Here is a 21,328-nt window from a genome sequence, read left to right on the forward strand (position 1 = left end):
GAGTAAATGAACAAGAAGATGATCATCGCCTTCGCCGCCGTGGCGCTGTTGTGCGCCGGCGGCGCGGGCGGGGCGGTATGGTATTTCGCGGCGCCGAAGGCCGATGCCGAGCATGCCGAGGAAGAAGTAAAGGACGGCAAGCACGCCAAGGGCGACAAGGCCAAGAAAAAGAAGAAGGACGAGAAATCGGACGAGGAAGCCGAGCCGCTGAAGTACCTGACGGTGGAGAAGGTCATCGTCATGCTGCGTCGTGGCGAGGGCGAGAACGTGTCGCACTACCTGTCGGCCGACCTGGTCGTGGCCACGCCCGTCAAGCAGGAAAAGGAAGCCAAGGAACACCTGCCGCTGCTGCGCAGCGTGGCGGTGCGCCAGCTGTCCGACCTGTCGGTGGACAAGGCGCGGGGCATGACGATCGACCAGTTTGCCGAAGAGCTGAACAAGGCCTACGAAGAGACGTACGAGAAGGAAGGCCGGGAACAGCCGTTCAAGGAAGTCATGATCGGCAAGCTGATCATCGAGTGATGCGGCTGGAACGAGAGTGAGGCAAGCATGGCGTTGGTAGCAACCGAAAACTATTCCGAAAGCTATGGCGCGAGCTATGGCGAAAGCTACGGCGAAGCATTCGCCGCAACCACCGCGGCCGCGGCAATGACCCCGGCCGATGAACAAAAGCACCTGCTGGCGTACGCGCCGCTGGTCAAGAAGATCGTGCGCCAGCTCAATTCCCAGGTGGCCGGCGCCATCGACCGCGAGGACATGGAGCAGATCGGCCTGATGGGCTTGCTGGAAGCGCTGCGCCGCTACGGCGAGCCCGATGCGGGCTTCGGCAGCTATGCCAGCCTGCGCATCCGCGGCGCCATCCTGGACGAACTGCGCCGGCAGGACTGGCGTCCGCGCGCCGTGCGCCAGCAGAGCCACAAGCTGCGCGACGCCGTGCGCGCGCTGACGCGCAAGCTGGGCCGCGAGCCGAGCGAACAGGAAGCCATCGCCGGCCTGGGCATCACGGCCGACGAATACATGGCCTACCAGCTCGACGAGAACGCCGAGGTACTGGCCAGCTTCGACGACCTGCTGCAGGAGCAAGGGTCGGAAATGGGCGCGGGCCACTCGCCCAGCCCGGAAGAGCAATTGATGGTACGGCGCAGCCTGGAGCAGGCCCTGAACGGCCTGAACGAGCGCGAGCAGCGCGTCGTGCAGATGTATTACGAGTTCGAGCTGAGCTACAAGGAAATCGCGGCCGTGCTGGACCTGACGGATGCCCGCGTATGCCAGCTCAACAAGGCTGCGCTGAACAAGATGAAAGCGGTGCTGCAGGCGTAAAGCCCGGCCCGGTAAAAAAGGAACTTCACCATGCAGCAGATCATTGGTTTTGTCATCATTTTCGGTAGTGTCTTCGGCGGCTTCGTGCTGATGGGCGGCACGTTCGCCGCCATCTGGCACCCGATCGAGGTGCTCGTCATCGCCGGCGCCGGCGCCGGCGCGCTGGTACTGGGCAACCCGGGCCACGTGCTGCACGAGCTGACCCACCAGCTGAAGAAGATCGTCGTGCGCAAGAAGTACGACTCCGAGTTCCAGCGCCAGCTGCTGCTGCTGATGTACGAGCTGCTGCAACTGGCGGCTGGCGGCCTGAAGGCCCTGGACGCCCACGTCGAGGCGCCCAAGGACAGCGCCATCTTCCAGCGCTATCCGCTGGTGCTGGAGGAGCCCAAGCTGCTGGCGTTTATCGTCGATAACTTCCGCCTGATGGCGATGGGCAAGATCAACGCGCACGAGCTGGAAGGCGTGCTGGAGCAGGAACTGGAGCTGATCCACGAAGAACTGACGCAGCCGGCCAAGTCGCTCAACAAGATTGGCGAAGCAATGCCGGGCTTCGGTATTCTGGCTGCCGTGCTGGGCATCGTCATCACGATGGGCACGGTGGGCGAAGGCGCCTCCTCCGGCGAGATCGCCGAGAAGGTCGGCGCCGCCATGGTCGGCACGTTCATCGGTATCTTCCTGTGCTACGGCCTGATCGACCCGATATGCAATATGCTCAAGCAGCTGGTGGGCGAGGAAGCGTCGACGATGGAAATCGTCAAGGTCGTGCTGGTGACGCACGTGGCCGGCAAGCCCGCCCTGCTGGCGATCGACGCGGGCCGCCGCCTGGTGCAGCTGAACACCAAGCCGAGTTTCGCCCAACTGGAAAGCTGGATCACCGCGATGGAAGGCGGCGACGACGGCGGCAGCAGCCGAGGAGGTGGCCGTGCAAAAGCCGCATGATAAACACCATGAGATGACGATCGTCAAGCGCGGCGGCGGCAAGCACGCGCATGACGAACACGGCGGCGCATGGAAGGTCGCGTTCGCGGACTTCTGCCTGGCCCTGATGTGCCTGTTCCTCGTGCTGTGGCTGATGGCCTCGCGCAACACGGAAAGCCTGCAGCAGATCCTGACCCAGTCGGACGGCAACAAGACCGACCAGGGCAAGGGCGTGATGCCGGAGCAGATCGGCGGTCCGCGCGGCAGCCTGATCGAGCGTTTCCCGATGCCGCGCACGGGCAATTCGGACACCGACGGCAAGGCCGAGAAAAGCACGGAGAACAGCCCGGAGGCGGCGCCATCGAAGGTCAGCTACGACACGCCCGACGACCTGGCAGTACTTGCCAAAGCGCTCAAGGAAATGAGCCAGGACGCGGGCCTGGCCAGCAACCTGCAATCGGTGGTCACGCCCTACGGTTTGCGCGTGATGCTGCACGATACTGATAAACAAGGCATGTTTGTGCGTGGCAGCGCCATCCCGACGGGCAAATTTACGACACTTATGCGCCAGATGGGCCCCCTTTTTGCACGCATGGAGAACCAAATGCTGATCGTTGGCCACACGGATTCGCTACAATATGCGGATACCAGCCACTCCGCATTTTCTAACTGGAACCTGTCGTCGAACCGCGCCATGTCCGCGCGGGCCCAGCTGCTCGCGGGCAGCATGCCGGCCGACAGCGTCCTGCAAGTCGTCGGCATGGCCGACCGGGCCCCGCTCGATACGAAGAATGCCGCCGCCGGCGTCAACCGCCGCATCGAACTGCTGATCCTGACCCGCGGCCAGGCCAGCGCGATCGCCGCGATGTTCGGCATGCCGGGCGATAAAGAAAGATTGGCGCCGGGCGTCGACACCGAACTGCCGGATGTCAACGTACTGAAACAGCTGCGCGACAAGCTGCAGTCCGGCGGGAGGTAACGGACATGGCAATTGAAACGAAGTCAAGAGGTCAACGTATGCGTATTTCTAGTGGAGCTCCCGGTACCGTCGCCGTCCAGACGGTTACCGACAGCGCGCCGGCCGAATCGGTCCGCGCGCCGGCCCAGGTTGCCCGGGAAACCCTGCAGTCGGCGGTGATGCAGCCGGCCCTGCAGGCGATGAAGGACATGCCGGACATCGACCACGAGAAAGTGGCGATGCTGCGCGACGCGCTGGCGAAGGGCGAACTGCCCTTCAATGCGAACAAGCTCGCGGGCCTGATCCAGCGTTTCCACGGAGAGCATTGAGTGAACGGCAAGACCGTCCCGGCGCTGTCGCGCCAGGAAGCGATGCAGCAGCTGTTGCAGGGCGTGGCAGACGACAAGGCCGGCTACGCCCGGCTGCTGGAACTGCTGGACGAGCAGTTCGATGCCGCCATCCGGCACCAGCGCGAGCGCCTCGGCAGCATTGCCGCGGCGATCGGCACGCTGGTGGACACCCTGGAATCGCGCCGTGCGCGCCGTGTCGAGCTGGCCACCGTGCTGGCCGGCCCGGCGCCGACGATGGCGGCGATCTTTGCCCTGCTGCGCCCGGAATCGCGGGCGCGCGTGCAGGAAGACTGGGCCGCGCTGGAGCAGATGGTGGGTGCGGCCAAGGCCGGCGGCAAGCGCAACGGCGACTTGCTGGCCGAACAATACACGATCATGCAGCGCGTGCTGCACGGCGAAGATCAACTCTATGAACCGGTCTGATTTCACGTTTGCGACAAAGCCCACCCAGGCGACCGCGGCTACCGCCTCGAACATGACGGCGGCCCGCCCCGCCCTGCCCGCCGGCTTCTCTGGCGGCAGCGGCGGCGCCGGCTTCTCCAGCACGTTCCGCCAGGTGCAGTCCGACGTGGCCGCCTTCATCGGCAACGGCGGCGGCGGCTTCGTCAATGACTCGTCCACGCCGCTGTCGGCCGACGGGGCGGCCTTGCGCGCGCGCCTGACCGCCAATGCCTTGGGCGGTGCCGACAGCAACGGCGCCATCGACGGCGCGGCGGAGGTGAACGGCCAGCACGGCATCGACGGCGACCTGCAGCAGCAGTTCCTGGCGTCGATCCGGCCGCATGCCGAGGAAGCGGCGCGCAAGCTGGGCGTCTCGCCCGATATCGTTGCCGCGCATGCCGCGCTGGAATCGGGCTGGGGCCAGCGTCCCCTGCGCAACGGCACGGCGGATACGCACAACCTGTTCGGCATCAAGGCCGGCGGTTCGTGGCAGGGCGACGTGGCGGCCAACATGACGACCGAATACGAGCACGGCGCGGCGGTGAAGAAAGTGGAGAAGTTCCGCAGCTATCCGGACCAGGCCAGCGCGTTCCGCGACTATGCCGGCATGCTGGCATCCAATCCGCGCTACCAGAAGGCCCTGAACACGGGCAGCGACGCGCATGCGTTCGCCCAGGGGCTGCAGCAAGGCGGCTACGCCACCGATCCCGCGTACGCGCAGAAGCTGGCCAAGCTGGCGGCGCGTGTCGCGCGGACGGAGTATTGACACCTGCGGCGCCGCAGTCTGGGGTCTGTCCCCATGGGGACTGACCCCGAAGTTTTGCAAACTCCGCCGACACCCTGGCAAACTTCGGGGTCAGTCCCGAAGGGACAGACCCCAGCGTTAGTTCTCCTCCCGCCGTCGCAGGAACAACACCCCCAACCCCGCCAGCACCATCCCCACCGCCCCCGGCTCCGGCACCGGCGCCAGCACCACGTCGCGCCCGAACAGCGCCAGCGACGAGAAATCCGGCGGCACGCCGGCGCGGTTGGTCCACCTCACTTCCCACGTACCGTCCAGCGTCTGCCCGGGCAGGATCGCCTGGTCGTCGAACAGCCAGGCCGCGCCCGGGCTGCCGGCGTGGATGGCGAACGCGAGATCGAGCGTGACGCCCGTCGTGGCGCTGGTATTGGTGACCGACCACACACCCGTCGTGCTGCTGGTTTCGCTGAAGGTGAAACGCAGCGGGCCCAGGTTGCGGAAATCCGCGCGGTGGTCGTACTTGTCGAGCAAGGTCCAGGCGCCGCTGCCGTAGGGATCGAACGCCGGCGCCAGGCCGCTGCGGTTGCCATCCGGGCCGGCATGCGGGTTCCAGCCCGAAACGAACACGAAGGCGTCGGCCGGGCTGCCGGCCAGCGTCGCGTCGGCACTGCTGGCGTCGGCCACGGCCGCGTGGGCGGTAGCGCTGAAATTGAAGAGCAGTAAAGTGGCGGTCACACCGGCCGCCAGGTGTCGCATGAATGGTTTCATCGTCGTTTCCTGTAGGTCTGTCGGTCGAGATTGGTCGGCGCTGCGAAAACCCGAGGGTCAGCCGCCGGCAGTCAGCTCTTGCCGCGGCGCCGTAACGCCAATAAACCCAGGCCCGCCATCAACATCGCGTACGCGCCCGGCTCCGGAATCGGCGTCAGCACGATGTCGCGGCCGAACATCGTCACGTTGGAAAACGCCGGCACGCTGCCGCCGCCGTTCAGCCACTGGATCTGCCAGGTGCCGTCCAGCGTCTCGCCGGGCAGGATCGTCTGGTCATCGAACAGCCAGGCGCCGGCCGCGTTGCCGGCGCCGATGGCCATGACCAGGTCCAGCGTGATGATCGTCGTGCTGCTGGTATTGGTGACGGTCCACAGACCTGTCGTCGCGGACGTTTCCGTCAGCGCGAAGTTGAGCTGGCCCGTGTTGTCGAAACCGTCCCAATGGTCGGCGCGGTCGAGCAATTGCCAGGCGCCGCTGCCGTGGGCGTCGAAGGCATTGCCGAATCCGCTGGTGTCGCCGTTCGGGCCGGAGTGGGGATTCCAGTCGTCGGCAAAAGCAAAGGCGTCCGCCGGCTGGTCATCCAGCGTGGCATCGGCCGCATCCGCGCCGCCGATCGCGGCATGGGCGCTGGCGGCCAGGACCAGGGAAGCTAAAGTGGCGGCCAGACCGGCCGTAAAGCGTTGTACGAGCGTTTTCATCGGTCACTCCTGTGGGTTGCTGGTTGAGAAATATCACGGGGCCTGAGCTCCGCCATCTCAACTTAGCAGTCCACGCGACCGTTACACGGCCAACCCGCGCACCCGTTGACTATCTTCCAAGTGTCTGATTTTTCGACAGAATTTCCGATTATCAAGGCTTGCCGTCAGTCCACCGGCTCGACCTGGCCCAGTTCCGTCACGCGGGCGCGGATCGTCACCCCGCTGGCGTTCTTGACACGGATCGTGGCGCCGCGCGCGCCCGTGTCGAGCGCCTCGCCACCCATGCTGACTTCGATCTGGTCGCGCTTGGCGACGATGCGCACCGGCTCGCCCCGCTTCACCAGGGTCGGTGCCACGAGCATATTGGCCCGGATCACGTCGCCGGCGCGGATCGTCCGGCGCGTCGCCAGCTCCTGCACGGCCGCAATGTCCGAGAACGCATCCGGCGTGCCGGTGATATCGTGGCGCTCCAGCAACACATCTTCCGCCGATACGGTTTTACCACTTGACAAGTCATTTGCTGCAACGACAACACGAGCCGAGATCTTCGCGCGCGTGACGAAATCGTATCGCCAGCCGCCGGCATCTGGACAGATTGCCACGAAGCGCATCCGCGCCGGGCTGCGCACATCGGCCGCCTCCACTCTGGGGGCCGCGTTGCAGGGCCCGATCGGCCTGGTATTCCGGACAACCTCGACGTCGAACTGCGGTTCGCTCCAGTTGGACAGTTCGGCATGCCGCTTTAATTCTTGTTGCGCCGCCTGTTGCACCTGGGCGACAAGCTTGTCCGGGGCCACAGGGGCGGACCACGAAACTTTAGTCGTTCCGATGAGCAACAGAGTGAGAAACCGGGGTAAAATTCGTTTGTTGAACATGGGCAATACCTTTAAACTGAAGTCAGGACGGGCGAAACGTTTGATGCAACATAACATTCGCCGCGCGCCAAGGCCGTAGCCATTTTACATGGGCTGTTCCGCCATGTAGGCGGCTCATTGAAGGGGAGAAACAGTATGGGAATCAATTTCAAGGAAGCGACCGGCGTGCACGCCGACGCACTGCACCTGCGCTCGGAGCGCACGCGCATCCTGGCGTCCAACATCGCCAACGAGAACACCCCGGGCTACCAGGCCCAGGACATGGACTTCTCGGCGTCGATGGCGCAACTGCAGGCCGGCAAGGAAGGCGGCCTGTCCCTGATGTCCGACAGCGACCCGCTGTACCGCGTGCCGTTCCACCCGACCACCGACGGCAACACCGTCGAGATCGGCGTCGAGCAGGCGGCGTTCTCGCAGAACGCGACCGACTTCCAGACCAGTCTCACCTTCATCAATATGAAGCTGAAAGGTCTGGCCAAGGCCATCAACGGCCAGTGACCAACCTTTAGCGGAGTTATACGATGAGCTTCAAGGACATCTCCCAGATCGCCGGCTCGGCCATGGCGGCGCAGACCGTGCGCCTCAATACCGTGGCGTCGAACCTGGCCAATGCCGATTCCGTGTCCGGCAACGAGAACGACACCTACCGCGCCCGCAAGCCCGTGTTCGCGGCCGTGATGAACGAAGGCCCGAACGCGGCCGCTGGCGGCAAGGTCCAGGTGCTGGACGTCGTCGAGAGCGCCGAGCCGCTGCGCAAGGTGTACGAGCCGGACAATCCCCTGGCCAACGCCGAGGGCATGGTGTTCTACCCCAACGTCAACCAGGTGGCCGAGATGACGGACATGATGTCCGCCTCGCGCGCCTTTGAAACCAATGTCGAAGTGCTGGGCCGCATCCGGACCATGCAGCAATCCCTCCTGAAACTGGGTGAAATGTAATGGAAACGAATCTGTTCACGAACGCGGCCGGCATCGGTGCCGGCACCGGCGCCAGCACCGGCGCACCCGCGGCCAATGCCGCCAGCGACAGCAAGGAAATGTTCACCAAGCTGCTGGTGGCGCAGATCCAGAACCAGGATCCGCTGGAGCCGTCCGACCCGTCGCAATTCGTCCAGCAGCTGACCCAGCTGTCGCAGACGGAAGCGATGCAGAACCTGGCATCGCTGACCAGTGCCAACGCCAGCGTGCTGCAAAGCATGCAAGTGCTGGCGATGGGCGGCCAGGTCGGCTCGGAAGTGATGGCCAACGTCGACAGCGTCAAGCTGGACGGCCACAAGGTCAACGGCGCCGTGACGCTGTCCAACAACAGCAGCAAAACCACGCTGGTGCTGACGGACGCGGGTGGCCAGGACCACGAACTGGCACTCGGCCCGTTGTCGCAAGGCAGCGTGCCATTCTCGATCGATCCGACGGCAATGGGTCTGCCGGCCGGTTCCTACAAGATGAAGGTCGTCACCAGCTCGGGCGAGCAACCACCGGTCGATATCGCCGGTCGCCTGAACAGCGTGCGCCTGGGCTCGAACGGCAGCATTGTGCTGAACATCGCCAACGTCGGCGAAGTGGCACCGAGCAACGTTACCGCTTTCAACGGTAAACCCCAAACCGCTGTCGCCGCTGCCGGCGCTGCCAACACCACTCTGTAAGGACCTCCGTCATGAGTTTCAATATCGCACTGTCCGGCATCCAGGCCATCAACGAGCAGCTCAACAGCATTTCCAACAACATCGCCAACGCGGGCACCTACGGCTACAAGGCCCAGCGCGCCAACTTCTCGTCGATGTACGCCGGCAGCCAGCCGACCGGTACCCAGATCGGCTCGACCACGCAGAACATCAGCCTGACGGGCGGCATCCTGAACACGGGCCGCGCGATGGACGCTTCCATCGACGGCCGCGGCTTCTTCATCAGCAAGACCTCGACGGGCCAGGAAGTCTACAGCCGCGTCGGCATCTTCACCAAGGGCGGCGACGACTTCCTGGTCGACAGCGCCGGCCGCCGTGTGCAGGGCAACCAGCTGACCCCGGGCGAAGCCAGCGAAGGCAAGTTCGGCGACATCAAGGTGCCGGCCGGCGACCTGGCCGCCAAGGCCACGACGGAAATCGACTTCGCCGCCAATATGTCGGCCGACTGGAAGGCGCCGGCGCTGCCGTTCGACGCGGCCGACCCGGCCACCTACAACATGACCAAGGTCACCGTGGCGTTCGACAGCCTGGGCAAGGCCCACACGGTCAGCCAGTACTTCCGTCGTGCCGACGACGCCACCCGCGACATCTCGGTCGTGACGATGGTGGATGGCGTCGCCCCGACCGGCGGCACCACGACCCTGCAGTTCGACACCAGCGGCAAGCTGATCAACAGCCCGCCGACGATGGACGTCTCGTTCGCCGACGCCACCGCGGCCGACGTCGAGATCACCGTGGACTACACCGGCACCACGTTCCAGGCCGGCGAAGCGACCACGTCGACCAATATCGCCGACGGCTACGCCACCGGCAAGTACATCGGCGTCGAACTGGGTTCCGACGGCAAGGTGATCGCCAAGTACTCGAACGGCGAAGCGCAGGCCGTGGCCCAGATCAAGCTGGCCACGTTCTCCAACGACGACGCCCTGACCCCGGTCAACGACACCAGCTGGACGGCCGGCGGCGACGTGGGCACGAAGAGCCTGAGCGACCCGGGTTCGGGTCCGGCCGGCAGCCTGGCCATCGCCACGCTGGAAGGCTCGAACGTGGACATCACGTCGGAACTGGTCGGCTTGATGGGTTCGCAGCGCAACTACCAGGCGAACTCGAAGGTCATCACGACCGAGAACCAGATGCTGCAATCGCTGATGCAGGCCCTGTAAGCGGAGCGAGCGTAAATGGATGCACTGATCTACACCGCGATGAGCGGCGCCGAGCGGGCCCTGCGGGGCCAGCAGGTGCACGCCAACAACCTGGCGAACGCCGACACGGCGGGCTTTCGCGCCAACCTGGAACTGGCCACGGCGCAAGCCGCCCAGGGCTATGGCTACGACGACCGCCACATGTCGCAGATGCAGGCCAACGCCATCTCGACCAAGCAGGGCACGCTGCGCCCGACCGGCCGCGAACTGGACGTGGCGATCTCCGGCCAGGGCATGTTCGCCGTGCAGGGCCCGACGGGCGAAGCCTACACCCGCGCCGGCAACATCACGCTGGACGCGGACGGCACGATGACCGTCAACGGCATGCAGCTGCTGGGCGAAGGCGGCCCCATCACCCTGCCGCAGAACGCCCGCATCGAGATCGGCCAGGACGGTACCGTGTCGATCCAGAGCCCGGGTGGCAAGGGCGAGATGCAGGTGATCGACAAACTCAAGCTCGTCAAGGCCGAAGGCTCCGAGCTGACCAAGAACGAGGCAGGCCTGATCGTCGCACGCGACGGTGCCACCCTGCCCACGGATAACACGGTGCAGGTGCGCGCCGGTCATCTGGAAGGGAGCAACGTGTCCGCCGTCGAAGAGATGGTGGCCACGATGAGCCTGACTCGCACCTTCGAAGTCCAGATGAAACTGTTCAAGGCCGCGGACGACATGACCCAGGCCGGCAACCGCCTGATCGGCGGCTGATGGCACTTCCGGCAACATTAAAGTTGCCGGAGAGAATGCCGTAACAGTCCCAAGCGCAACACACTACAGGAGTATCCGATGAATCCAGCAATGTGGATCAGCAAGACCGGCGTGCAGGCACAAGATGCCAAGCTGCAGGCCATCGCCAACAACCTCGCCAACGCCAACACGGTCGGCTTCAAGAAGGACCGCGTGGTCTTCGAAGACCTGTTCTACTCGGTCGAAGGCCAGCCGGGCGCGCAGCGCGCCGACAACAACACGCTGGCGCCGACCGGCGTGCAGCTGGGTAACGGTACCCATATCGTCGGCACGCAGAAAGTGTTCTCGACGGGTAACGCGCAGATCACCAGCAACCAGTTCGACGTGATGATCAGCGGCAACGGCTTCCTGCAAGTGCAGCGCCCGAACGGCGAGGCGGGCTACACCCGCGCCGGCCAGCTGGGCCTGGACGCCAACGGCGTGCTGATCAACGCCCAGGGCCTGCCCCTGGTGCCGCAGATCACCGTGCCGGCCAATGCCACCTCCGTCACGATCGCCGAGAACGGCACCGTGTCGGTGACGATGCCGGGCAATGCCGCGCCGCAGCAGGTGGGCCAGCTGACCCTGACCTCGTTCATCAACCCGGCCGGCCTGCAGGCGCTGGGCGAGAACCTGTTCCAGGAAACCGCCGCCTCCGGCGCGCCGACCGAAGGCCGCCCCGGCGACGCCCAGTTCGGCAAGCTGAAACAGGGCGCGTTGGAAGCCTCCAACGTCCAGGTGGTCGAGGAGATGGTCGACATGATCGCCGCCCAGCGCACCTATGAAATGAATACGAAGGTTCTGTCCGCAGCAGACAATATGCTGCAATATCTCGCACAGGCAGCACGATAATGATGAAAGCGCAACTGAGCGCAATGGCCGCGTTGTTGCTGGCCGGTTGCGCCACCATCCAGCCGGCCGCCGTCCGCCCCGGCCCCTTCGACGAACCGCCCGCCGTGGCCCGCTCCAGCGCGCCACGCGGCGTGTCCGGCGGCGTGTTCTCGGCCGACGCCGGCCTGTCGCTGACCTCGGACAGCCGCGCCTTCCGCGTCGGCGACCTGGTCACCGTCATCCTGCAGGAAACCACGCAGGCGTCGAAATCGGCCGGCACCAAGCTGGGCAAGGATTCCGGCGTGGGCGTGGCCGCCCCTTCCCTGCTGGGCAAGACGTTCCCGAAAGCGGGTGTCGAGCTGAACTCGAACCACTCGTTCCAGGGCGACGCCACCGCCACGCAGCAGAATGCCCTGTCCGGCGCGATCACCGTGATCGTGCAGGAAGTGATGCCGAACGGCCTGTTGAAGGTCGCCGGCGAAAAAGGCCTGACCCTGAACCACGGCGAGGAATTCGTGCGCCTGCGCGGCTACCTGCGCGCCGCCGACATCGACGCCAACAACCAGGTGTCCTCGCAACGCATCGCCAATGCCCGCATCGCCTATTCGGCGCAAGGCACCCTGGCCGATACTCAGCAGCCGGGCTGGCTGTCCCGCTTCTTCCTCGGCCCATTGATGCCGTTCTGAGGTGCAGATGAACCACCGTGCTGTCAAACAACTCGTCGCCGCCACCCTGGTCGGCTCCTCGCTGCTGCTGTCCGCCCTGCCCGCCCAGGCCGCCCAGGTGCTGCGCAACCTCGTCTCGATCGAAGGCGTGCGGGAAAACCCGCTGGTCGGCTACGGCATCGTCGTCGGCCTGAACGGCTCGGGCGACTCGACCCAGGTGAAGTTCGCCAGCCAGTCCGTCGTCAACATGCTGAAGCAGTTCGGCGTCAAGATGCCGGACGGCGCCGACGCGAAAAGCAAGAACGTGGCGGCCGTGATGGTGTCGGCCGTGTTCCCGCCCGGCTACCGCCGCGGCCAGCCGATCGACGTCACCGTCTCCTCGCTGGGCGATGCGAAAAGCCTGCGCGGCGGTTCGCTGCTGCTGACGCCGCTGCGCGCGGCCGACAACGAAACCTATGCGCTGGCGCAGGGCAACGTGGTCGTCGGTGGCCTGGCGGCGGCCGGCAAGAGCGGCTCCTCCGTCACCGTCAACACCCCGACCACGGGCCGCATCCCGAACGGCGCCATGATCGAGCGCGAGATCGCCACCGATTTCTCGACCAATTCGACCGTGCGCCTGTCGCTGAAGCGCCCGTCGTTCGAGACGGCCACCAATATCGTCGACTCGATCAACAAGAAGTTCGGCAACGTGGCCAGCACGGACGATGCCACCAGCATCGCCGTGATCGCGCCGGAAAACCCGACCCAGCGCGTGGCCTTCATGGCCAAGCTGGAAAGCCTGACCATCGAGCAGGGCCAGGAAAACCCGAAGGTCGTGTTCAACTCGCGCACCGGCACCGTCGTCATCGCCGAAGGCCTGCGTGTCAAGGCCGCGGCCGTCACGCACGGCTCGCTCAAGGTGGTCATCTCGGAAAGCTCGAAGGTCAGCCAGCCGGGCCCGCTGTCGGGCGGCCGCACCGCCGTCACGCCGAACTCCAACGTCAGCGTGGACCAGGGCTCGGGCCAGATGTTCAAGTGGCCGGCCGGCGCCAAGCTGCAGGCCATCATCGACGTCGTCAACAGCCTGGGCGCGACCCCGGACGACATCATGGCGATCCTGCAGGCCCTCGACCAGGCCGGCGCCATCGAAGGCGAACTGGTGGTGATCTGATGGATACCCGCCTGCACGCAGCAAGCCTGCCCGCCGCGCATGCGGCGGAGGACACGTCCGCGCCGGCCATCGCGCCGGCGGACGACGCGGCCTACCGCAAGAAAGCGGAACAGGCCGCCGTCAAGTTCGAGAGCTTCTTCATCGGCCACATGCTGAAACAGATGCGCAACTCGACCAAGGAGCTGTCGGCCGAGGACAGCGTCTACAAGAACTCGATCAACAGCGACATGCTGGACATGGCGGACGGCCTGGTGGCCGACCAGCTGGCCGGCCAACGCGCGTTCGGCGTCGCCGACGCCATCCTGCGCCAGCTGATGCCGGCGCCGGCCGCGCCCCGCGGCCCTGCCCTGACCACCTCCGACGTTACCCTTAAGACAACGCAAATTGTCGACGCGAAAAATAAGCCGCAGGCTTAATGTAACGCAGGGCGCGGTCGCCTTTAACAAGTAACGGTGCTGGCGGGGAACGAACTCCCCGGCCCGCACGGCCGATACCAGGAACCTTTCCGCCATGACCATTCTTAACAACGCACTGTCCGGCGCGTCCGCTGCCCAGGCTTCACTGAATGCCTCCAGCCAGAACATCGCCAACCTGCAGACCAAAGGCTACACCCGCCAGGGCGTGCTGCTGACGGCCATCACGGCCGGCATCGGCACCCAGGGCGCCGGCTCCGGCGTCAAGCTGAGCGCGATGATCCGCTTCTCGGACTCGTACAAGAGCCAGCAGCTGTGGCGTGCCAACGCCGAGCTGGGCCAGCGCACCCAGGTCCAGCCTTACCTGACCCAGCTGGAACAGGTGATGGGCGACGACCAGTCCAGCCTGTCCAACGGCGTCGACAACTTCTTCAAGGCACTGAACGCGGTCGGCGAGGACCCGATGTCCGGCCCGCTGCGCGGCCAGGTCGTCACGGCCGCCAATGCCATGGCGGAGAGCTTCAACAGCATCTATGCCGTCACGCGCAACCAGCAGATCTCGGTGCAGCAGCAGCGCGACTCGGTGCTGCCGAAGTTCAACACGCTGACGAAGAACATCGCCTCGCTGAACGAGCGCATCATCGCCGCCGGCGCCCAGGGCACCAATACGTCCGGCCTGATCGACGAGCGCGACGTCGCCATCGACCAGCTGTCGCAGCTGGCCGCGATCGAGGTGCTGGAACAGCCGGACGGCTCGCGCACCGTGTCGCTGAAGACGGGCCAGCCGCTGGTGGTCGGCAAGCTGGCCGGTTCGCTGGTGATCGACTCGACCAGCGGCAGCCCCGTGCTGCAGGCCTCGTTTGCCGGCACCAACTATGCGGTGGACGACAGCCGCATGGGTGGCCAGCTGGGCGGCCTGGGCAACTTCGAACGCAACACGCTGCTGCCGCTGCAAACGTCCATCAAGGAGATGGCCGAGCAGCTGGCCACGGCCGTCAACACGACCCTGGCCGGCGGCAGCGATCCGGCCGGCAACCCTGGCCAGCCCCTGTTCGCGCTGGGCGGCGGCGGCGCCGGCGGCATCCTGTCGGTGCCGAGCGGTTTCGCCGCGACGGACCTGGCATTCGCCGGGGCCGGCTTGCCACCCGGCGACAGCACCAACCTGCAGGCCCTGGTCGCGATCAAGCAGCAGGCCATCACGCTGACCTCGGTCGGCAGCGTGACGATCGGCGACGCCGACACGCAGATGGTGGGCAAGCTGGCCATCGACAGCCAGCAGAACCAGTCGCTGCTGAACACCGCGACGACGATCCGCCGCCAGGCCGAGGACGACTGGGCCTCCACCAGCGGCGTCAACCGGGACGAGGAAGCCATGAACCTCGTCGAGTTCCAGAATATGTACCAGGCCAATATGAAGGTACTGGCGGTGGCGAACCAGCTGTTCGATTCCACGCTGTCCATGTTCGGCTAAGGAGCACACCATGCGTATCGCAACCACCCAATACCAGGCCACGCTGGGCCGCTCGCTGGAGCTGAACCAGACGATGGCGTCGCGCATCTCGCAGCAGATGTCCACCGGCCGCACCATCCTCGTGCCGTCGGACGATCCCGTGACGAACGTGCGCATCTCGCGCCTGACGCGCGAGGAATCGATCGTCGGCCAGTACCGCGAGAACATCGCGTCGGTCAAGATCCGCCTGACCAAGAACGAAAGCTACATGTCGGGCATGGTCGGCGACCTGCACGCCGCGCACGACCTGCTGGTCTGGGCCGCCGACGGCAGCAACACGCCGGACGACCTGAAGTCGATGGTCGGCAGCCTGGAAGCGCTGCGCGACTCGATCCTGTACAACGCCAACACGCGTGACCAGGAAGGCAAGTACATCTTCGCCGGCACGGCGGTGACGACCAAGCCGATCGAGTTCGACGGCACCGCCTACAGCTTCGCCGGCAATACCGGCGAGCAGAAGGTGGTGGTCGGCAACGGTATCACGCAGACCGTCAACGTCGACGTGTCCGGCGTGGAAACGGTGCTGAACGACCTGAATACCGCCATCGAGGCGCTGCGCAACACGACCACGGACTCGTCGCACGATCCGCTCAAGAGTGTGCTCAGCAACACGATGGCCAGCGTGGAATCGGCGCAGGAAGCCCTGGCCGCGAAGATCGCCAAGTTCGGCGGCGCACAGAACGTGCTGACCACGCTGGACGGCAACCACGCCAACGTCAGCCTGTCCAACAAGACGGCGATGAGGGACCTCGGACAGCTCGATTACGGTGTCGCATCGACCGAGCTGGCGGGCTACAATATGGCTCTACAGGCCAGCTATCAGTCGTACTCCAAGATCAGCAATCTGTCGCTGTTCAACGTACTCTGAACAATATGATCCGCTTTCTAACAATGTAGTTATTCTCGTACTGTATACGCTATGCAAATCATACAGCGCTCCAGTTCCTCCGGCATCGCCACGGACTCCGCCGGCTCAGCATCCGCGCTGGACCAGGCCGGTGTGGCGAACGCGGGCGCTGCCCGGGACGCGGCGCCGCTCAACGGCGCCCCTGCTCCGGCCCCGCTGCGGCGCGGCCTGAGCAACTGGGACCAGCCCCTTCAGAACGACATCTCCACGGCCCAGCAGGCGGTGGACTTCCTCGAGCAGAGCGCGGCCCAGCTGCGCGCGCTGAAGAGCGACCTGTCGGCCAAGCTGGCGGCGCGCCAGATGCGCGACGGCCAGGTCGAGCAGCAGGTGCGCCAGTTCAGCGACTCCTGGCGCTCGCGCCGCGAGGCGACCGGGGGCTCGCTGGACGGCCGGCTCAATTTCACGAAAGGCGAGCCGGCCAGCCAGCGCTTCTCGGTGCGCGGCATGAACCTGGCCAACCTGCGCAACGGCGCGCGCGAGACGCTGGCCGTCTCGCTGGGCGGCGGCACGCAGGGTCTGCGCTCGGTGCACCTGTCGCCGGGGCTGTCGGACAACGAGATCGTCGGCCGCTTCGACCAGGCGCTGGCGCCGGCCGGCGTGCGCGTCTCGATGGGCCAGAACGGCGAACTGGTGTTCTCCACCGACGAAGCCAACTTCCCGGCCGTGCGCGACGCCTTTGCCGTGCAGGGCAGCGGCATCCGCTTCCCCACCGGCCAGCTGAACCGGCTGAAGGTGGAGGAGGAAGCGCCGCTCGTGATGCCGGAAAACTGGGGCACGGGCGATATCGAGCAGATGCGCGAGACGCTGCACCAGGTCATGCAGGCGCTGTCGCACGTGGAGGCGGCGCTGTCCAAGGTGCGCCAGGAGCTGGCCACGGCGCAGGCCCGCGCCGAAAGCAGCATGCCGGAAATCGAGACGGCCGGCGTGGAGGACATCGCCGACAAGTTCGCCACGATTGCCAAGGAGCCGGGCTACCAGTCGCTGCAGGCGCTGACGTCCGCGCTGGTGGGCATCAATCGCGAGCGGGTGGTGTCGCTGCTGACGCTGCGCTGACGTATCAGGCTTGGGGTCTGTCCCCGCATGGGGACTGACCCCGGTTTCTATCGTAGGCGGATGCGTGTCCGGAGATCTCTTCTGGCAACTCGTCGGCTGCGGAAAAAAACCGGGGTCAGTCCCTTTCAGGGACAGACCCCAAGCCCGCAAACGCCGGCTTGACTCATCCGTCACGGCGCGGCGGCACTCGCCACCGCCCCCGCCCCGGCCCGCGCCCCCGCATTCATCCCCACCCCGCCATCGGCCGTCAACGCCGGCCGCACCCCCGAGCGGGCCAGCGCCAGCAGTTGCCCGGCCGGCGCCGGCCGCGCGATGCCGTAGCCCTGCGCATAGTCGCATCCCGCCGCGCGCAGCAGCGCCAGCTGGGCGTCGTTCTCCACCCCTTCCGCCACCACTTCCAGGCCCAGCTTGTGCGCCAGCACGATGATGGCCTCGCACAGCGCCAGGTCGCCCGAATCCCCCGTCAGGCCGGCGACGAAGCTGCGGTCGATCTTCAGGTAGTCGATGTCGAACTGCTTCAGTTGCGCCAGCGCCGAATGGCCGGTGCCGAAATCGTCCAGCGCCACCTGCAGGCCCATCGCGCGCAGCTGGCGCAGCTGCTCCAGCGCGGCGCCATCGGCCTCGCCCAGCAGGTCTTCCGGCACGTCGACGACGATGCTGCGCGGCGGCAGCTGCAGGCTGTCCAGGTAGGCGCGCCAGCCGTGGTTGTCGCCGCGCAGCTCGGCCGGCGAGCGGTTGATGCTGATCTGGAACGGCCGGCCCAGCTCGCGCTGCCAGGCCAACACCTGGTCGGCCGCCTGCCGGAAGGCCCAGGCGCCGATGTCCTGCAGCACGCCGGCCGACTCGGCGCCGGCGATGAAGTCGCCCGGGTTGAGCAGGCCGCGCTCCGGATGGTGCCAGCGCAGCAGTGCTTCGGCGCGCTCGATGCCGCCGCTTTGCAGGTTGATGATGGGCTGGTAGTACAGCTCGAACTCCTGCTGCGCGGCGGCGCGGCGCAGTTCGCTGGCCAGGCGCAGCCGTTGCTGCGCGGCCGCCTGCATGTCCGGGGTGAAGTAGCTGTAGCGGTTGCGCCCGCCGTTCTTGGCCGCATACATCGCCTGGTCGGCATGGCGCAGCAGTTCCTCGGCATCGGCCGCGTCGGACGGGTACAGCGCGATGCCCACGCTGCCGGAAATCAGGCCCTGCTGGCCGGACAGGTCGAACGGCCGGTTCAGCACGGCGATGACGTCCTGCGCCACCCGTTCCGCATCCTGCATGGCCGCCAGCCCCGGCAGGATGGCGACGAACTCGTCGCCGCCGATGCGCGCCAGCGTGTCCGACGCGCGCATGCAGCCGCCGATGCGCCGCGTCGCCTCGATCAGCAGCGCGTCGCCCTGGGCGTGGCCGAAGGTGTCGTTGATCTGCTTGAACTGGTCCAGGTCGATGAACAGCAGCGCCAGGTAGCTGCCATCGCGGCGCGCCTTGCGCATCTCGTGGCGCAGGCGCTCCTGGAACATATTGCGGTTGGGCAGCCCGGTCAGCGCATCGAAGTTGGCCTGGTGCCAGGCCAGGTCGGCCGCCTCCTTGTGTTGCGTGATGTCGGACACCAGGGCCAGGGCGCCCAGGTAGCCGCCCTGCGCGTCCAGCAACGGGCTGGTGGCCAGGTGCGCCCACAGCTCGCTGCCGTCGCGCCGGATGAACTTGAACTCGCGCCGCTCCGGCATGCCCTGCTGGCGCCGGGCGATGTTGCGCTCCAGGATCGAGCGCCCTTCCGCGTCCATGAAGCTGACCAGCGGGCGGTCCAGCATGTCCTCGATGCGGTAGCCCAGCATGTCCGCCAGGCGCGGGTTGACGAAGGTGGTGCGCGCCGCCGCATCCAGTTCCCAGATGCCTTCGCGTGCCGACTGCACGATGCGGCGGAAGCGCTCCTCGCTTTTCTCCAGCGCGGCCAGCCGCCCTTCGGCGCTCTCCAGCGTGACGCGCAGGTGGACTCCGTCGCCGCTGGCGACCAGGGTCACGGGCACGCCGGCCTCGCCGCGCGTCGGCTGCAGTTGCAGTTGCTGGCGCAGCGGCTGGGCGCTGGTGCGCGCGCGTTCGATGAAGGCGTCGAAATCGGCCAGGAAGCGTTGCGCGATGAAACCGCGCAGCCGGTATCGCTGGGCGCTGGCGCGGTCGATGCCCAGCTGGCCGGCGCCGACCAGGTTGACCTGGAGGATCGTCGTGCCGGCATCGAGCAGCAGGCAGCCCACCGGGGCCAGCAGGTGCAGTTCGCCGAACAGCGCCGCCTCGCGCTCGGCCGGCAGGCCCGGGGTGCCGGGCGCGCCCGGCAGCGGGTCGGCGCCGATCGCCAGCAGCAGCGCCTCGCGCGAATGTTGTCCGAGCAGGTGGTCGAAGCCGGCGATGACGGGCAGGCTAGCCCCGGGCAGGCCGGCCCCGGCTTCGTTAGAGACAGGAAGAACCTCGTTTGCCGCCGCGCGATCCCTGTTATCCATAATTCCCTGGAATGACTTCGCTGGAAAATTGTATGGGTATCCGATGCGCACGCCGCTGTCGGGCGTGCGACCGGCCTATCCTGCACGATTGGCGTCGTCGAGCCAATCCCTGGCGCCATTCTCGCGCCACGGCGCGCGCCGTGGCGCCACGCTGGCGCACGGCGATCGGGGTCTTGAAAGGCGCCGCGCGGCGCCCATGTGGACAGCGTGAAGTCAGCGCAGGCGCTGGCGGCCGAAGTTGTGGCCGACTACCAGCGTGGTGCTGGCGATCAGGCTGGACAGGCCCATGATCAGCTGGATCAGCTTGTCGTCCGGCAGGATCCACAACGAGCCCTTGGGCGGCTCGACGCGGGCGACGGCGACGATCAGCGGCGCCACCCACTCGGCGTCGGCGCTAACATCGAGCACGATGGCATTGTCCACCGTCTGCATGAAGATGTCGCCGCCCTCGGCCAGCGTGAACTGCACGCCGTAGCCCGTCTCATGGGGCCGGATGTGCTCCTGCAGCGCCAGGTTGTATTCGGCGATCCACAACTCGACGTCGGCCGGGGTTTCCAGCCCCGTCCAGGGAACGGGCCGGAAGCGCGGACGCTCGGCGTCCTGATCATTGATGTCCTGCATGGGTTTGCTTGGAAAGAAGTGATTGACGGCAGCCCGGCAGTGTAACCGAAGGAGGAGCAATCATGAAGCTGACGCAATATGTCTCGGAATTCGAGCAGTTCCTGAACGGCTACAAGCACGACCACCCGAACGTGGAAGAAGACCAGCGCCGCGGCTGGCGGATCTGGTGGGACCACCGGCTGGACCTGGATGCGGTGGACCGGCAGAAGCAGGATTCGGTGCCGCCCAATCCGTACTACTACAGCTGAACGCAGTGGGGTCTGTCCCCGCAGGGGACTGACCCCGAAGTTAACGGTCCGCCAGCAAACTTCGGGGTCAGTCCCTGAAGGGACTGACCCCGACCTCAACCCTTCCAGGTACGCTTCAATCCCGTATCCGCATGGATCCACCCGCCGCGCGGCCCGCCGCGGTAGTAGAACCCCACCCCGCCCTGCCGGAAGCTCTTCACCAGGCCGCCCAGCACTTCCTCGTTCAGGTTGGCGATGCGGATGTCGGCCGCCTTGCCTTCCATGTGCAGCGACTGGCGCGCGGCCGGGATGCCCTGCTCGCGCAGGCGCTGGTTGGAGGCCGGCGTGCGGTAGCCGGACAGGATTTCGACCGGGCTCTCGATGCCGTAGCGCGCCACGAACGCCTGCGCGCCCCACAGCGTTTCCAATAGTTTCGGATCGATCCGCGCCGTTTCCTTGCCGTTCACGTCGCGCAGCAGGTGGCACAGCTGCTCGTAGGCCGAGTCGATCATTTCGCCGTCGCGCCAGTACAGCACGGAGGCTTTCTCGCCGCTCTGCGGCCGCGTCACGGTCAGGGTGCGCGGCTTGACCCAGAACTCCAGGTCCAGGGCCTGGGCGTCGAAGATGTCGGGCGGTGGCTGCAGGCCGTCCTGCGCCGCCCGGGCCGGGGCCAGGCCGACCAGGGGCGCGCCGATGAAGCTGGCGGCCGTCAGGCCCAGCGTATTGCGTAAGAATGTTCTGCGTGTTGCCATGATGTCTCAAAAAACGGGTTCTGCGCGCTTTGCAGCGGAATCGACCGACACT

The 21,328-nt window shown here is 66.2% G+C and carries 26 protein-coding genes; 20 read left to right on the plus strand and 6 right to left on the minus strand.

Annotated elements, in window-relative coordinates; genetic code table 11:
- The first annotated feature begins 6 nt into the window (after nucleotides 1-6).
- The 7 genes from E7V67_015990 (at nucleotide 7) to flgJ (ending at nucleotide 4,753) form a co-directional block, all read left to right on the plus strand.
- Entirely contained in the window at nucleotides 7-522 is a 516-nt protein-coding gene (locus E7V67_015990) for a flagellar basal body-associated FliL family protein (protein ID WUR11213.1), read from the plus strand.
- 126 nt (nucleotides 523-648) lie between these two features.
- Nucleotides 649-1,320, plus strand: coding sequence for a FliA/WhiG family RNA polymerase sigma factor (locus E7V67_015995; GenBank protein ID WUR16298.1), 672 nt, complete (start codon nucleotides 649-651; stop codon nucleotides 1,318-1,320).
- A 30-nt stretch (nucleotides 1,321-1,350) separates the two neighbouring features.
- Nucleotides 1,351-2,259 carry a flagellar motor stator protein MotA gene (gene motA / locus E7V67_016000; GenBank protein ID WUR11214.1) on the plus strand — a complete coding sequence of 303 codons (909 nt, stop codon included), beginning with the start codon at nucleotides 1,351-1,353 and terminating at the stop codon, nucleotides 2,257-2,259.
- Nucleotides 2,243-3,217: a flagellar motor protein MotB gene (locus E7V67_016005; GenBank protein ID WUR11215.1), complete on the plus strand. Its 975-nt coding sequence runs from the start codon at nucleotides 2,243-2,245 to the stop codon at nucleotides 3,215-3,217. Before motA ends, E7V67_016005 begins: the two co-directional genes overlap by 17 nt.
- 5 nt (nucleotides 3,218-3,222) lie before the next feature.
- On the plus strand, nucleotides 3,223-3,525 hold the full coding sequence (gene flgM / locus E7V67_016010; protein WUR11216.1) for a flagellar biosynthesis anti-sigma factor FlgM: 303 nt from the start codon (nucleotides 3,223-3,225) through the stop codon (nucleotides 3,523-3,525).
- Complete coding sequence (gene flgN, locus E7V67_016015) at nucleotides 3,526-3,969, plus strand: flagellar export chaperone FlgN (protein WUR11217.1); 444 nt, start codon at nucleotides 3,526-3,528, stop codon at nucleotides 3,967-3,969.
- The gene (gene flgJ / locus E7V67_016020; GenBank protein WUR11218.1) at nucleotides 3,956-4,753 is read left to right on the plus strand and encodes a flagellar assembly peptidoglycan hydrolase FlgJ; all 798 of its coding nucleotides are present in this window, start codon (nucleotides 3,956-3,958) and stop codon (nucleotides 4,751-4,753) included. The genes flgN and flgJ overlap by 14 nt, the downstream gene beginning before the upstream one ends.
- A 117-nt stretch (nucleotides 4,754-4,870) precedes the next feature.
- Here flgJ and E7V67_016025 read toward each other — a convergent pair whose 3' ends face one another.
- The 3 genes from E7V67_016025 to flgA all read right to left on the minus strand — a co-directional run bounded on the left by E7V67_016025 (nucleotide 4,871) and on the right by flgA (nucleotide 7,070).
- The gene (locus tag E7V67_016025) at nucleotides 4,871-5,497 is read right to left on the minus strand and encodes a PEP-CTERM sorting domain-containing protein (protein ID WUR11219.1); all 627 of its coding nucleotides are present in this window, start codon (nucleotides 5,495-5,497) and stop codon (nucleotides 4,871-4,873) included.
- Between the two features lie 71 nt (nucleotides 5,498-5,568).
- A complete protein-coding gene (locus E7V67_016030) occupies nucleotides 5,569-6,195 on the minus strand; it encodes a PEP-CTERM sorting domain-containing protein (protein WUR11220.1) in 627 nt (208 codons plus the stop codon).
- A gap of 164 nt (nucleotides 6,196-6,359) precedes the next feature.
- The gene (gene flgA / locus E7V67_016035; protein WUR11221.1) at nucleotides 6,360-7,070 is read right to left on the minus strand and encodes a flagellar basal body P-ring formation chaperone FlgA; all 711 of its coding nucleotides are present in this window, start codon (nucleotides 7,068-7,070) and stop codon (nucleotides 6,360-6,362) included.
- Between the two features lie 135 nt (nucleotides 7,071-7,205).
- Here flgA and flgB point away from each other — a divergent pair, with 135 nt between their 5' ends.
- The 12 genes from flgB to E7V67_016095 all read left to right on the plus strand — a co-directional run bounded on the left by flgB (nucleotide 7,206) and on the right by E7V67_016095 (nucleotide 17,205).
- The gene (gene flgB / locus E7V67_016040; protein ID WUR11222.1) at nucleotides 7,206-7,568 is read left to right on the plus strand and encodes a flagellar basal body rod protein FlgB; all 363 of its coding nucleotides are present in this window, start codon (nucleotides 7,206-7,208) and stop codon (nucleotides 7,566-7,568) included.
- 23 nt (nucleotides 7,569-7,591) lie between these two features.
- Nucleotides 7,592-8,008, plus strand: coding sequence for a flagellar basal body rod protein FlgC (flgC, locus tag E7V67_016045; protein WUR11223.1), 417 nt, complete (start codon nucleotides 7,592-7,594; stop codon nucleotides 8,006-8,008).
- Complete coding sequence (locus tag E7V67_016050; protein WUR11224.1) at nucleotides 8,008-8,712, plus strand: flagellar hook capping FlgD N-terminal domain-containing protein; 705 nt, start codon at nucleotides 8,008-8,010, stop codon at nucleotides 8,710-8,712. The genes flgC and E7V67_016050 overlap by 1 nt, the downstream gene beginning before the upstream one ends.
- Before the next feature lie 11 nt (nucleotides 8,713-8,723).
- Entirely contained in the window at nucleotides 8,724-9,914 is a 1,191-nt protein-coding gene (locus E7V67_016055) for a flagellar hook-basal body complex protein (GenBank protein WUR11225.1), read from the plus strand.
- Between the two features lie 15 nt (nucleotides 9,915-9,929).
- On the plus strand, nucleotides 9,930-10,658 hold the full coding sequence (gene flgF, locus E7V67_016060; GenBank protein ID WUR11226.1) for a flagellar basal-body rod protein FlgF: 729 nt from the start codon (nucleotides 9,930-9,932) through the stop codon (nucleotides 10,656-10,658).
- 78 nt (nucleotides 10,659-10,736) lie between these two features.
- On the plus strand, nucleotides 10,737-11,528 hold the full coding sequence (flgG, locus tag E7V67_016065; GenBank protein ID WUR11227.1) for a flagellar basal-body rod protein FlgG: 792 nt from the start codon (nucleotides 10,737-10,739) through the stop codon (nucleotides 11,526-11,528).
- A gap of 2 nt (nucleotides 11,529-11,530) precedes the next feature.
- On the plus strand, nucleotides 11,531-12,193 hold the full coding sequence (flgH, locus tag E7V67_016070; GenBank protein ID WUR16299.1) for a flagellar basal body L-ring protein FlgH: 663 nt from the start codon (nucleotides 11,531-11,533) through the stop codon (nucleotides 12,191-12,193).
- Nucleotides 12,194-12,200: 7 nt separating this feature from the next.
- Nucleotides 12,201-13,322 carry a flagellar basal body P-ring protein FlgI gene (locus E7V67_016075; protein ID WUR11228.1) on the plus strand — a complete coding sequence of 374 codons (1,122 nt, stop codon included), beginning with the start codon at nucleotides 12,201-12,203 and terminating at the stop codon, nucleotides 13,320-13,322.
- The gene (locus E7V67_016080) at nucleotides 13,322-13,738 is read left to right on the plus strand and encodes a rod-binding protein (GenBank protein WUR11229.1); all 417 of its coding nucleotides are present in this window, start codon (nucleotides 13,322-13,324) and stop codon (nucleotides 13,736-13,738) included. The genes E7V67_016075 and E7V67_016080 overlap by 1 nt, the downstream gene beginning before the upstream one ends.
- A 94-nt stretch (nucleotides 13,739-13,832) precedes the next feature.
- Nucleotides 13,833-15,206: a flagellar hook-associated protein FlgK gene (gene flgK / locus E7V67_016085; GenBank protein ID WUR11230.1), complete on the plus strand. Its 1,374-nt coding sequence runs from the start codon at nucleotides 13,833-13,835 to the stop codon at nucleotides 15,204-15,206.
- Nucleotides 15,207-15,216: 10 nt separating this feature from the next.
- A complete protein-coding gene (gene flgL / locus E7V67_016090; protein ID WUR11231.1) occupies nucleotides 15,217-16,113 on the plus strand; it encodes a flagellar hook-associated protein FlgL in 897 nt (298 codons plus the stop codon).
- A 51-nt stretch (nucleotides 16,114-16,164) separates the two neighbouring features.
- Nucleotides 16,165-17,205: a hypothetical protein gene (locus E7V67_016095; protein WUR11232.1), complete on the plus strand. Its 1,041-nt coding sequence runs from the start codon at nucleotides 16,165-16,167 to the stop codon at nucleotides 17,203-17,205.
- A gap of 170 nt (nucleotides 17,206-17,375) precedes the next feature.
- Here the strand turns inward: E7V67_016095 and E7V67_016100 are convergent, their stop codons facing one another.
- Nucleotides 17,376-19,676, minus strand: a complete 2,301-nt coding sequence (locus E7V67_016100; protein ID WUR11233.1) for an EAL domain-containing protein — start codon at nucleotides 19,674-19,676, stop codon at nucleotides 17,376-17,378.
- Between the two features lie 213 nt (nucleotides 19,677-19,889).
- Nucleotides 19,890-20,297, minus strand: coding sequence for a hypothetical protein (locus tag E7V67_016105; protein WUR11234.1), 408 nt, complete (start codon nucleotides 20,295-20,297; stop codon nucleotides 19,890-19,892).
- Nucleotides 20,298-20,359: 62 nt separating this feature from the next.
- Here E7V67_016105 and E7V67_016110 point away from each other — a divergent pair, with 62 nt between their 5' ends.
- Nucleotides 20,360-20,545, plus strand: coding sequence for a DUF3460 family protein (locus E7V67_016110; protein ID WUR11235.1), 186 nt, complete (start codon nucleotides 20,360-20,362; stop codon nucleotides 20,543-20,545).
- Between the two features lie 95 nt (nucleotides 20,546-20,640).
- On the opposite strand, the gene E7V67_016115 is transcribed toward E7V67_016110, so the two are convergent.
- Nucleotides 20,641-21,276 carry a DUF882 domain-containing protein gene (locus E7V67_016115; GenBank protein WUR11236.1) on the minus strand — a complete coding sequence of 212 codons (636 nt, stop codon included), beginning with the start codon at nucleotides 21,274-21,276 and terminating at the stop codon, nucleotides 20,641-20,643.
- Nucleotides 21,277-21,328 lie beyond the last annotated feature (52 nt).

Origin of the sequence: [Empedobacter] haloabium (genome assembly GCA_008011715.2) — a bacterium.
Lineage (GTDB): Bacteria > Pseudomonadota > Gammaproteobacteria > Burkholderiales > Burkholderiaceae_D > Rugamonas > Rugamonas haloabia.